Annotated in this window: 13 protein-coding genes; 3 read left to right on the top strand and 10 right to left on the bottom strand. The window is 54.8% G+C overall.

All coding sequences use genetic code 11. The features are described from left to right. Positions 1 to 97: 97 nt before the first annotated feature. Positions 98 to 934, bottom strand: a complete 837-nt coding sequence (gene fkpA / locus GKC68_RS02560; RefSeq protein ID WP_024471368.1) for an FKBP-type peptidyl-prolyl cis-trans isomerase — start codon at positions 932 to 934, stop codon at positions 98 to 100. Between the two features lie 270 nt (positions 935 to 1,204). On the opposite strand from fkpA, the gene GKC68_RS02555 reads away from it, so the two are divergent. Further along, a complete protein-coding gene (locus GKC68_RS02555; RefSeq protein ID WP_028724366.1) occupies positions 1,205 to 1,423 on the top strand; it encodes a SlyX family protein in 219 nt (72 codons plus the stop codon). 126 nt (positions 1,424 to 1,549) lie between these two features. Here the strand turns inward: GKC68_RS02555 and slyD are convergent, their stop codons facing one another. The 4 genes from slyD to kefG all read right to left on the bottom strand — a co-directional run bounded on the left by slyD (position 1,550) and on the right by kefG (position 4,876). Beyond that, on the bottom strand, positions 1,550 to 2,104 hold the full coding sequence (slyD, locus tag GKC68_RS02550; RefSeq protein WP_028724367.1) for a peptidylprolyl isomerase: 555 nt from the start codon (positions 2,102 to 2,104) through the stop codon (positions 1,550 to 1,552). Between the two features lie 196 nt (positions 2,105 to 2,300). Next, complete coding sequence (locus tag GKC68_RS02545) at positions 2,301 to 2,495, bottom strand: YheV family putative zinc ribbon protein (protein WP_006120567.1); 195 nt, start codon at positions 2,493 to 2,495, stop codon at positions 2,301 to 2,303. 23 nt (positions 2,496 to 2,518) lie between these two features. Next, positions 2,519 to 4,324 carry a glutathione-regulated potassium-efflux system protein KefB gene (gene kefB, locus GKC68_RS02540; protein ID WP_047714262.1) on the bottom strand — a complete coding sequence of 602 codons (1,806 nt, stop codon included), beginning with the start codon at positions 4,322 to 4,324 and terminating at the stop codon, positions 2,519 to 2,521. Then, positions 4,325 to 4,876, bottom strand: coding sequence for a glutathione-regulated potassium-efflux system ancillary protein KefG (kefG, locus tag GKC68_RS02535; protein ID WP_047714263.1), 552 nt, complete (start codon positions 4,874 to 4,876; stop codon positions 4,325 to 4,327). Between the two features lie 111 nt (positions 4,877 to 4,987). Between kefG and GKC68_RS02530 the strand changes: the two genes are divergently transcribed. After that, complete coding sequence (locus GKC68_RS02530; RefSeq protein ID WP_047714264.1) at positions 4,988 to 6,892, top strand: ABC transporter ATP-binding protein; 1,905 nt, start codon at positions 4,988 to 4,990, stop codon at positions 6,890 to 6,892. Between the two features lie 70 nt (positions 6,893 to 6,962). Here GKC68_RS02530 and tauD read toward each other — a convergent pair whose 3' ends face one another. The 4 genes from tauD to tauA are packed head-to-tail and all read right to left on the bottom strand — an operon-like array spanning position 6,963 to position 10,393. Further along, positions 6,963 to 7,802 carry a taurine dioxygenase gene (gene tauD, locus GKC68_RS02525; RefSeq protein ID WP_013027483.1) on the bottom strand — a complete coding sequence of 280 codons (840 nt, stop codon included), beginning with the start codon at positions 7,800 to 7,802 and terminating at the stop codon, positions 6,963 to 6,965. Beyond that, positions 7,799 to 8,629 carry a taurine ABC transporter permease TauC gene (tauC, locus tag GKC68_RS02520; RefSeq protein ID WP_028724372.1) on the bottom strand — a complete coding sequence of 277 codons (831 nt, stop codon included), beginning with the start codon at positions 8,627 to 8,629 and terminating at the stop codon, positions 7,799 to 7,801. The genes tauD and tauC overlap by 4 nt, the downstream gene beginning before the upstream one ends. Then, entirely contained in the window at positions 8,626 to 9,393 is a 768-nt protein-coding gene (tauB, locus tag GKC68_RS02515; protein WP_028724373.1) for a taurine ABC transporter ATP-binding subunit, read from the bottom strand. Before tauB ends, tauC begins: the two co-directional genes overlap by 4 nt. Before the next feature lie 10 nt (positions 9,394 to 9,403). Further along, complete coding sequence (tauA, locus tag GKC68_RS02510) at positions 9,404 to 10,393, bottom strand: taurine ABC transporter substrate-binding protein (RefSeq protein ID WP_342656557.1); 990 nt, start codon at positions 10,391 to 10,393, stop codon at positions 9,404 to 9,406. Positions 10,394 to 10,614: 221 nt separating this feature from the next. On the opposite strand from tauA, the gene GKC68_RS02505 reads away from it, so the two are divergent. Next, positions 10,615 to 11,595, top strand: coding sequence for a LacI family DNA-binding transcriptional regulator (locus GKC68_RS02505; RefSeq protein WP_014604864.1), 981 nt, complete (start codon positions 10,615 to 10,617; stop codon positions 11,593 to 11,595). 2 nt (positions 11,596 to 11,597) lie between these two features. Here the strand turns inward: GKC68_RS02505 and GKC68_RS02500 are convergent, their stop codons facing one another. Then, on the bottom strand, positions 11,598 to 12,200 hold the full coding sequence (locus GKC68_RS02500; protein ID WP_047714267.1) for a LysE family translocator: 603 nt from the start codon (positions 12,198 to 12,200) through the stop codon (positions 11,598 to 11,600). Positions 12,201 to 12,217 lie beyond the last annotated feature (17 nt).

Here is a 12,217-nt window from a genome sequence, read left to right as displayed (position 1 = left end):
GGATAGTTATGCAGGCGATAGTCTGGCAAATGTCGCGGGCTTATGCCAGAGGTTTGTCATAAACAGAAACCGCCACCCGAAGATGGCGGCAGACAGATTACTGAGATTTCTTCGCGTCAGCAGCAGGGGCCTGCGTTTTTTCATCCGCTTTCGGAGCAGGTTTGATATCAAGCAGTTCAACATCAAACACCAGGGTGGAGTTAGCCGGAATACCCGGAACGCCGTTTTTACCATAAGCAAGGTTCGGTGGAATAACCAGCTTGATCTTACCGCCTTTCTTAACGTGCTTCAGGCCTTCGGTCCAGCCCGGGATCACGCCATCAAGACGGAATGACAGTGGCTCACCGCGCGTGTAAGAGTTGTCGAACTCAGTACCGTCAATCAGCGTACCTTTGTAGTTGACGACCACGGTATCGCTGTCTTTCGGCGCATCACCGGTGCCTTCTTTCTCTACTTTGTAAAGCAGACCACTGTCAGTTTTCTTCACGCCGCTCTCTTTGGCAAACTTAGCGCTGTAAGCTTCCCCTTTCTCAGCGTTTTCTTTCGCGTCTTTTTCCATCTTGGCTGAAGCCGCGCCTTTCACGCGCACTTCAAACGCCTGCAGTGTCTGCTCGATTTCTTCATCAGACAGTTTGCTCTTGCCACCAAATGCATCCTGAACACCGGCAATCAGCTGCTGTTTGTCCAGTTTGATGCCCAGCTTCTCTTGTTCTTTCAGAGAATTGTCCATGTAACGGCCCAGAGATGCGCCTAATGCATATGCAGATTGCTGATCTTCGTTTTTGAAGGCAGCGTTTTTTGGAGCCTGGGGAGCAGTCTGAGGTGCATCAGCAGCAGCCGGTGCCGCTGCAGTTTCTGCGGCCATTGCCAGCGGAGCATTTAGCGCAACGGCCATGGTGGTAGCTAACAATGTGACTTTGAACAGTGATTTCATCCTTTCTCCAAAACCGAAGCCTGACACCTCGGGAATCATTGCGGACTGCGGGCCCACACTATAACTTTACGTGGCAGTGGCGAACACTCCCACAGCGTAATTATCCTGGTCTACTTCCGACCTTTTTTGCATCAGGAAGTTTCACCAGAGATGATGCCATCTGGGCCATTTTCAAGCTAAGCACTAAATTAAAGATAAAAAATAGGGCAATTCTGCAACGTCAGCCATTAGAATTGCGCGCTGAGTAGCACCTTAACAGGAGAACAGGTCATGCAACAGTCAGAGTGGGAACAACGTATTGAAACGCTTGAAAGTAAACTGGCTTTTCAGGAGATGACCATCGATCAACTGAACAATACCGTGGTCCAGCATGAACTTGAAATGAGTAAGATGCGCGAACATATGCGCCTGTTGCTTGAGAAGTTTAAAGCCAGCGCGCCATCAATGATTGCCGATGCATCAGAAGAAACCCCACCGCCGCATTATTGACCCCTCCGCGACAGACGAGCGTTGTTAACAGAAAGGTCGCAGGCTTGCTTTGTGCGTGTCTGTGAGCAACGGCATGTCCAAAAAAGTAAGGCCACCCGGAGGTGGCCTTGACATGCAGATTTGAACTTAGTGGCTGCAGCCGCAACCACCGGTACCGCAACCACCCTGACCGTGGTCATGGCCGTGATCGTGGTCATGATCGTGATGATGACCATCAGCACCGTGAACGTGGCCATGGGCCAGCTCTTCCGGTGTGGCTTCACGAATCGCAACCACTTCAACGTTGAAGTTCAGGTTCTGACCCGCCAGCATGTGGTTACCGTCAACCACGACATGCTCATCTTCTACTTCGGTGATTTCAACCGGTACTGGCCCCTGATCGGTTTCTGCCAGGAAACGCATACCAACCTGAAGTTCGTCAACGCCCATGAAGACGTCTTTCGGTACGCGCTGTACCAGGTTGTCATCGTACTGACCGTACGCGTCGTTCGCCGGGATATGCACGTCAAACTTATCGCCCGCGACGTGGTTTTCCAGCGCGTTTTCCAGACCAGAAATCAGGGAACCATGACCGTGCAGATAGTCTAACGGTGCACTCACCGGTGACTCGTCAACCAACACACCGTCTTCTGTACGTACCTGATAGGCCAGGCTTACCACCAGGTCTTTTGCTACTTTCATGATATCTCCTAACCGTTGAGAACAAAGATCCCGTCTCATTGGTCTATTCTTGCGTGCAATAACACCAACCAGAAAGGTTCGGGGCTGAGTACAAGAGGTTATCTTTTTCTCTTGCGACCACAGCGTTAATGGCGTCAATTGTAACGGAATTCAATCCCGCTGTGTGGTTAAGCTTAAAAAAAGCTGGGCCATTTCGCTACTCGGGATGGAAAATTCCGATCACCTGCTCATTGCTGCGAACCTGATCGCGTGCCTGTTTATCCGCTTCGCGCATTTGATGGCCACACTTCACACACTCAACCACATCGACATTGTTTTCACGCCACATGGCCAGCGTGTCTTTTTCCTGACAGTGCGGACAAACCGCACCGGCAATAAAACGTTTACGCATGATGCTCTACCTGCCTTCTCTGATTACTGATCGTCGTCCCAGTCATGGATCTGACGCCGTTCATGCTGCATTTCACGCTGAAAAATGTCTTCCAGTTCACGTCGCGCCTCGCGGACACGTGAGATCTGCGCCATGTCAGAGTGAACGGGCATCAGTTCCCGCAACATGCGCATGTCCAGACGACGAAAGTGCTGCTGTGCCCGGTGAGCCTGATGGGGATGCATCCCTAACGACATGAGCGTTTTACGCCCCAGCTCCAGCGCACTGGAAAAGGTTTCACGTGAGAACTGCGTTACGCCTGCCTGAAGCAGTTCATGGGCTTCTACACGGCCACGCGCACGCGCCATTATCTGCAAATGCGGAAAATGTTGCTGACAGAGGTGAACAATCGTCATCGCATCTTCTGGATTGCTGCAGGTAATGACGATCGATTGCGCATCAGCCGCGCCCGCTGCACGCAGTAGCTCCAACTCCGTGGCATCGCCATAGTAAACCTTGTAGCCGTACTTTCGCATCAGGTTGACCGCACTAATATCACGCTCAAGGACAGTGATGCGTTTATTGTTCGCCATCAGCAAACGGCCAACGACCTGACCAAAACGCCCAAAACCCACGACAATGACCTGCGGCTGATCGTCCTCAACGAAGGGTTTTTCCGTGTCTTCATCGCCGTCATTGAAGCGACGCGCCAGCAGCCGATCGATCGCCTGCATCAGCAGCGGCGTGGTCATCATAGACAGCGTTACGGTAACCAGCAGCAGCGGCAACTGGTCGCCCGAGAACAGTTTGGCCGAGGAAGCCGCTGAGAACAGCACGAAGGCGAACTCGCCGCCCTGACTCAACACGCCAGCAAACTGCTGACGTTCAGAACTGCGTAACCCATAAATGCGGGCCAGCACGTACAGCACCAGCAGCTTGACCGCCACCAGCGCCAGTACGCCCAGCAAAATCGCGATAATATGGGTATAGAGCACACCGAGGTTCAGCGCCATGCCGACCGAGATAAAAAACAGCCCCAGCAGCAAACCTTTAAACGGCTCAATCGCCACTTCCAGCTCATGCCGGTATTCACTTTCTGCCAACAGAATTCCGGCGATAAATGTCCCCAGCGCCATGGATAAACCCAGCGCATCCATAAACAGCGCCGATCCCAATACCAGCAGCAGTGAAGCAGCGGTAAACACCTCGCGTACGCCCGATGCCGCGATATAACGAAAAATGGGGCGCAGTAAATAGCGACCGCCGACGAGCATACCGGCAAACGCCAGGACCTTCATGCCGACTTTCATCCAGTCGATACTGCCGCTGTCATTACCGGCAAGAAGTGGAATCAGCGCCAACGCGGGTATGACGGCCAGATCCTGAAACAGCAGCACTGAGAAGCCTAACTGACCTGCTTCACTGCGATTCATCCCTTTGTCCCGCATCAGCTGCAACGCCATCGCAGTGGATGACATGGCCAGACCAATGCCGCCAATCACCGCCGCTCGCCAGTCAAATTTCGTTAACCACAGCAGTGCGCCAAGAATTGCAGCAGAGAAAATGACCTGTGCGGCACCGATGCCAAAAATGGACCGACGTAGCGCCCACAGCTTGGACGGGTTCAGCTCCAGCCCAATAATAAACATCAGAAACACGACGCCCAGTTCTGAAAAATGCAGAATCTCGTCGACATCACTAATAAAACCAAGTCCCCACGGACCAATGGCAATACCGGCCAGTAAGTATCCCAACACTGCGCCTATCCCCAGGCGAGCCGCTACCGGTACAATGAGCACCGCCGCAAAGAGATAGATGACTCCTGCGGTCAGCAGCGTTTGTCCTTCCATTTATAACCCTCCATTCGGCAGCGGGGCTGCCAGCCAGTCGCTGTAAGCACGGGCATATTTTTTGAGTAGATCAGGCTGTTGACGGCGCGCCCAGTAAATTATCATCGGCGACATCCAGTGCATACGGCACATCTGTGCCGTCAGCTCAAAAGGGCGCAAAATGTCATTCATGGAGTAGCGGTTCAGCCCTTGCTGCTGAAAAGCGGTTTCGGGTTCGCCGGTCGTCACGATGCTGCGCCAGTATTTTCCCTCCAGCGCATTTCCGTCTATCCCGTTGGCAAAGCCGCGGGACAACACGCGATCTAACCACTCTTTAAGTAACGCCGGGCAACTATAGGTATAGAGAGGATGCTGAAAAATAATCACATCATGCTCGCGCAGCAGCTGCTGCTCGTGGTGAACATCTATAAAAAAATCCGGATATACGGCATAAAGGTCGTGAACAGTCACGTGCTCAGCGTTGCTGGCTGCATCCAGTAAAATACGATTTGCGATAGAATCCTGTGCTTCCGGATGAGCAAAAAGCAGCAAAATCTTAGGTGGCTGCGACATCCTTTCCCTCCAAAACGTCGTCATTGGTGCAGATTTCCGCTACCATGCACAACGCAACAAAAACCCAATTATGTTGCAGGTAAATTAACATATTCTGACGATACGGCGCTTATGATTGTCTTCTCTGCCCTACAAATTCGCCGCGGTGTTCGCGTCCTGCTTGATAACGCCACCGCCACCATCAATCCCGGCCAAAAAGTCGGGCTGGTGGGTAAAAACGGCTGTGGAAAATCCACGCTGCTGTCGTTGCTGAAAGGCGAGATGACCAGCGATGCAGGCTCATTCACCTTTCCCGGCAACTGGTCGCTTGCCTGGGTTAACCAGGAAACCCCTGCCCTGAGTCAGGCCGCCCTTGACTATGTGATCGATGGCGATCGTGAATACCGCCAGCTTGAGGCAGAACTGGCAGAGGCGAACATCAGAAATGACGGAAATGCTATCGCCCTGGTTCACGCTAAACTCGACACTATCCAGGCCTGGACCATTCAGTCGCGCGCCTCAAGTCTGCTGCACGGACTCGGATTTAGCCAGGAGCAGCTTCAGCGCCCGGTCAGTGATTTCTCGGGTGGCTGGCGCATGCGCCTCAATCTGGCCCAGGCGTTACTGTGTCGTTCAGATTTGTTGCTGCTGGATGAACCGACCAACCACCTCGATCTGGATGCGGTTATCTGGCTGGAGCGCTGGCTGAAAAGCTATGAAGGGACGCTGATCCTGATCTCGCACGATCGCGATTTTCTCGATCCCGTGGTGGATAAAATTATTCACATCGAGCAGCAGACGATGATGGAGTACACCGGGAACTACAGCTCCTTCGAACGCCAGCGCGGCGCCAAACTGGCCCAGCAGCAGGCGTTATATCAGAGCCAGCAGGAAAAAGTGGCGCATCTGCAGAAATATATTGATCGCTTCCGTGCTCAGGCAACCAAGGCGAAGCAGGCCCAAAGCCGCATTAAGATGCTGGAGCGCATGGAGCTGATTGCACCAGCGCACGTGGATAACCCGTTCAGCTTCAGCTTTCGTGCACCAGAGAGCCTGCCAAATCCGCTGCTGAAAATGGAAAAAGTCACCGCAGGCTATGGCGATCGCATCATTCTTGATGCCATTAAGCTTAACCTGGTGCCCGGCTCACGTATTGGCCTGCTGGGGCGCAACGGCGCCGGTAAATCGACCCTGATTAAGCTGCTGGCCGGTGAGCTCAGCGCCAAAGAGGGTGAGATTGGGCTGGCAAAAGGCATCAAGCTGGGTTACTTCGCTCAGCATCAGCTGGAGTTTCTGCGCGCCGACGAGTCCCCTTTACAGCACCTGTCCCGTATCGCCCCGAAAGTGCTGGAGCAGCAGTTACGTGACTATCTCGGTGGTTTTGGTTTTCAGGGTGATAAAGTCACAGAAATAACAGCGCGTTTCTCCGGTGGAGAAAAGGCGCGCCTGGTGCTGGCGCTGATTGTCTGGCAGCGCCCTAACCTGCTGCTGCTGGATGAGCCCACCAACCATCTGGATCTGGATATGCGCCAGGCACTCACCGAAGCGCTTATCGATTTCGAGGGCGCGTTAGTGGTGGTTTCGCACGATCGTCATCTGTTACGTGCCACCACGGACGATCTCTATCTGGTTCACGATGGCAGCGTAGACGTGTTTCCCGGCGATCTGGAAGACTATCAGCAGTGGCTGAGCGACCTGCAAAAACAGCAGTCCCAGCAGGACGCGGCACCGAGGCAGGATTCCGGCAACAGCGCTCAGGCGCGCAAAGACCAGAAGCGCCGTGAAGCGGAGCTGCGCACGCAGACCCAGCCGCTGCGTAAAGAAATTGAGAAGCTGGAAAAGCAGATGGCAAAATGGCAAACCCAGCTCGCCGACGCCGAAGCCCTGCTCTCAGACAGTGCCCTCTATGAGCAAAGCCGTAAGGCCGATCTCAGTGCCGCACTACAAAAACAGGCCGAGAGTAAATCGGCCCTGGAAGAGGTGGAGATGGCTTGGCTGGATGCACAGGAAAAACTGGAAGCCATGCTCACCGCCTGATAAAGGCGGTGATGTTTCTTGCTGTTGCCTTACTTTACTTCTCCGCACCGGCTCCAGCGCCGGGTGCGGATCAATAAGGCCGGTCACCAAGCACCGTCGCCCGCTGCATCACTCGCCTCGCCGGATAATAGTCCGCATTCGCATAGTGCTGTGTCACCCGGTTGTCCCAGATAGCCAGGTCGTTTGGCTGCCAGCGCCAGCGCACCTGAAACTCGGGCCGGGTCACGTGGGCAAATAAAAAGCCCAGTAGCGCGTCACTCTCTTTCTGACTGATATCCATAATCCGCGTCGTAAACCCCTCGTTGACAAACAGGGCCTTCTTGCCACTCACGGGATGGGTGCGGATCACCGGATGATAAACGGGGGGATTTTTCGCCACAGCCTGCTGCCACTGCCGATGCGCCTCTTCTGTCTTGCGATGCTTATATTCAGGAAACGCCTTGGTAAAGTCATGCTCTGCACGTAACTCAGCCAGTAATGTCTTAAAGGGCGCAGACAGCGCCTCGTAAGCGGCGATGCCGCTGGTCCACAACGTATCGCCGCCAGACTCAGGCAGCACTTTAGACGCAAGTAACGCCACGGCGGGCGGCGTTTGAATAAAGGTCACATCGGTATGCCAGTTGTCATTATCCGGCGGATTATCCTGGTGCGTGTCCAGAACAATGATCTCTTCCACGCCCTCGGCATGAGGATAAACCGGATGAATATGGAGATCGCCAAAGCGAATCGCCAGTGCACGATGCTGCTCGGGCGTAATGACCTGTTCGCGCAGGAACAGCACCTGGTGACGCAGCAGCGCATGATAAAGCTGTTCAAACTGCGCGTCGCTGAGGGGACGTGATACATCAAGATTGCCGACCTGGGCACCAATAAAAGGCCCCAGCGGCTTGATGGCTAACTTTTCGTTCATTTTTGCTCTCCATTCCAGGGCGTTAACCGGCGTTGCAACGCACGTAGACTCAGCTCTAAACCAAACGCAATCACGGCAATGACCGCGATCCCTGCCAGCACCACATCCGTAGCAAGAAACTCGCCCGCCGACTGCACCATAAAACCCAAGCCTCGGGTTGCCGCGATTAACTCGGCAGCCACCAGCGTTGACCATCCCACGCCCAAACCAATCCGTAACCCGGTCAGTATCTCCGGCAGGGCGCCAGGCAAAATGACCCAACGCAGCTGTTGCCAGCGGGTCGCGCCCAACGAGGCCGCCGCACGCAGACGAACCTGCTGAGCATGACGCACGCCCGCCACCGTCGACAGCACCACCGGAGCGAATATTGCCAGATAAATCAACAGGATTTTCGAGGTCTCGCCAATACCAAACCAGATCACCATCAGCGGCAAATACGCCAGCGGCGGTACGGGCCGGTACAGCTCAATCAGCGGATCGATCAGCGCACGCACGACCGGGCTGATGCCCATCGCGATCCCCACCGGGATGCCGATCGCCGCCGCCGCGGTTAAGGCAATCAGCATCCGCGCCAGACTGGCCGACAGATGCTGCCACAGCGTGGCGTCCATAAATCCTTGCGGGCCAGCCACCAGCAGCAGCTTACTTACTACCTGCTGCGGTGAAGGTAAAAACAGTGGTGCAATGAGGCCCAGCGCGGTCACGCTCCACCAGACGAACAGCAGCACAAGCAGGCTCAGGGCGCTCAGCGTCAACGAGGTGGAAAAAGGCCAGCGCAGGCGACGGTGGCGCACGGTGGCCGGCTCATCGTTGATCAGCGCACTCATACAAATGCCTCCCGCTGTTCAAATACCCGACTCAACACGTATTCCCGCTGGGCAATAAAATCAGGATCGGATTTAATGCTCCGGCAGGGTTCGCCCTCCACGAAACGCTGACCAAAATTAAGCGTCATTTTTTCCTGCACGCGCCCTGGCCCGGGAGAGAGCAGCACCAGCTCGCTGGCCAGAAAGATGGCTTCTTCAATGTCGTGAGTGATAAGCAGAATCTGCTTACCGCTGTTGCGCCACAGGGTTAATAACAGGGTTTGCATTTGCTCACGTGTAAACGCGTCAAGTGCGCCGAAAGGCTCATCCAACAGCAACAGTTGTGGATTGGCCGCCAGCGCCCGGGCGATCCCGACGCGCTGACGCTGGCCTCCTGACAGCTGCCAGACAAGGCGTTTTTCCGCACCTTCGAGTCCCACGCTTTTGATGAAGCTCCGTGCAATCTCCTCACGCTGCTGGCGCGCCATGCCGGCTATCTGCAATCCAAAAGCCACGTTATCCAGCACGTTACGCCACGGCAGCAGGCCTTCGTTCTGAAACACCACGCCACGCTCTGCGCCCGGCCCGCGCACGGGCTCCCCGTCCAGGGAAACCGTGCCGGACTCAACCGGTAAAAATCCCGCGATCAGATTAAGCAGGGTTGTTTTGCCACAGCCTGACGGCCCCAGCACGACCATCAACGCTTTTTTATCAAGCTGTAACGTGATGTCCTGCAACACAGGCTGGCCGCCATAACTCGCGTTGAGGTGAGCGATACGTAACATGGCGTTCTCCTCAGGGTTTAGCCAGGGGGGCAACAAAGCGGCTGGTGACATAACGGCTGTAATCACTGCCAGCCTGCGGCACTTTTCCCTGCGCTTTCAGAAACTGCGCCGTATCCACAATGGCCTTATTCACCGGCTGTTCCAGCTGTTTAACCTGCTGCGCGGCCGTAAGATAGGTATTGCCTTTTACCAGTTCCGGAATCGCTTGCTCTGGCACGCCGCTTAAACGCGAAAGCTTGCTGAGGTTGTCAGCCTGTTTCAGCCACTGTTCCGGGTTATCCAGATAGGCTTTCTGCGCCTCAAGCGCGCTGCGGGCAAAGGCGGTAACAATATCTGGATGCTGCTGCGCGAAGTCTTTACGCACGACCCAGACATCCAGCGTAGGCGATCCCCAGCGACCAACCTGAGAAGAGTCTGTCAGGACCTTGCCGTCCTTTTCCAGTGCATTGACCGCCGGTGCCCAAACGTACGCGCCGTCGATATCGCCCCGCTGCCAGGCGGCTACAATAGCGGGCGGCTGCAGGTTCACCAGTTGGACCTGGGAGGGCTTAATTCCCCAGTGCTTCAAGGCAGCAAGCAGGCTGTAGTGCGTGGTCGAGATAAACGGGACGGCGATACGTTTACCAATCAGGTCCTGAGGGCTGGCGATGGTTTTCCTGACAACAAGCGCTTCTGAATTCCCCAACTGAGAGGCGAGTAAAAACGCTTCTATCGGGAGTTGCTGCGTCGCCGCAACCGCTAACGGACTGGACCCAATATTGCCTATCTGCACATCCCCGGATGCCAGAGCGCGCAATACGCCCGCCCCACTGTCGAATTTGCGCCAGGCTACCGTTGCGCCGCTCTCTTTAGCAAAAGTGTTATCTGCCTGCGCCACCTTGGCCGGTTCGGCAGAGGTTTGGTACGCCACCGTCACGTCGACCGCGCCGGCCTGAAACGCCAGCAGTGCCAGCACAGTAGCCAAAATGGTTGACTGCCCTTTTAACATGATTTTCCCCATCACTTTTATGATGTGGGCAGTGTTGCTGGCAGGATTAATTTCACAAAGGAATTAAAAGTTATCCCTAATAGAAAGAAATTCTTAGATCATCATCTGCAATAGATTGCTGTTATATGCAAATTAAAATTCAGACAAAAAGCCATAAATTTGTCAGGCGCTCACATGCTGGGTGTGCTATTGATATGCGCTATTATTTGCTCCCGGTGAGGCCTGCGAGTTCGATGTCGATCGACAAAGTTGCCCTGTTAGCTGGCGTGTCTAAAGCCACGGTATCCCGCGTGCTTAACGCTCATCCAGGTGTGAAAGCGGATACGCGCCAGAAAGTGCTGGATGCCATTTCAACCAGCGGCTATCAGCCGAACCTGTTAGCACGTCAGTTGCGTACCTCGCAAAGCCATATGCTGCTGGTGCTGATTTCAGATATCACCAATCCCTTTTGTTCCAGGGTGGTGCAAGGCATCGAAGCGGAAGCCGAAATGCATGGCTACCATATCCTGTTGTGTAATTCCGCCTCGCAGTTTAAACGCGAAGCCGCTTACCTGACGCTGCTCACAGGCAAAGTCGTTGATGGCGTCATTACCATGGACGCGGCGGCCGGGCTGGAAAGCCTTATCGATATCATTGGAGATGCGCCTTGGGTGCAGTGCTCAGAGTTTGATCCCCAGATTGCGGCATCCTCAGTCTCCATCGATCATCTTGAGGCGGCGCGCGATACCGTCCATTACCTTGCTGCCAGAGGCCGCCAACGCATTGCACTGGTCAACGGCGACATGCGTTATCTGTATTCCCAGTATCGTGAGCAGGGTTATCGCCAGGCCATTGAGCAAACGGATTTGGGCTGGTCTAAGGTGGTCTACACTGCGGATATTTCCTGTGAAGAAGGCAGTCGGGCTTTACGGGAGATGTTGCACTCACCCGAGCGACCCGACGCGGTCTTTGCCGTGTCCGATGTGCTGGCGGTCGGTGTCGTGCATGCGGCGCTGGAAGCAGGCTTGCGCGTGCCCGAGGATTTGGCTGTGGTCGGGTTTGACGGTATTCCCTTTACCGGCAGCCTGAATCCGCCTCTGACCACCATAGAGCAACCGATGAATGAGCTGGGCGCCCGCAGCGTACAACTGCTGCTGAAAAAAATCCGTCAGCCCCATGCACCGGTTGTCAGGGAGGTGCTGCCCTGGAAGCGCCTGGAACGCGCCTCCAGTTAACGTCAGCGCCAGATGAGCAGTACGCAGGCTGCTGTTAACAGCCCCATACTGAGGTTAAATATCTTCCACGCGCGCGGACTGCGTAAAACACGGCCAATCATTGCGCCAAACCCCATCCAGATGATGCCCGCGACCAGATTGACCATGACCATCCCTACGCTGATTAACATTACAGAGTGGCGATATCCGGCACCGGCCAGGCTAAAGCTGGCTATCGCCCCCAGGGCCATTAACCAGGCTTTTGGGTTGATCAACTGCAATAATCCTCCCTGCCAGAAGGGCATGGGCGCGACCGGTGCCGCATCGGTCTCCAGCTTTTCGTATGCGGCGGTCGCAATTTTCCATGCCAGCCACAGAAGATAGAGGCTCCCGGCAACTTTCAGGATAAGGTGCAGTGAGGGATAGAGCAGGATCGCTCCCCCTACGCCAAACGCCACCATCAGTAGCATCAGTTGCATACCAATCATGATGCCGACCATTAACGGAAGGGTACGGAAAAAGCCAAAGTTGGCGCCCGAGGCGGTGAGTAACATATTATTAGGTCCGGGTGTAATCGCCGCGACCCAGAGAAACCCTAACATTGATAAAAAAAGACTGAGTTCCATTAATCCGGTTTCTCTCT

This window comes from Pantoea sp. RSPAM1 (genome assembly GCF_038816185.1).
Taxonomy (GTDB): Bacteria; Pseudomonadota; Gammaproteobacteria; order Enterobacterales; family Enterobacteriaceae; genus Pantoea; species Pantoea ananatis.
This window is presented reverse-complemented; position numbering and strand designations above follow the sequence as displayed.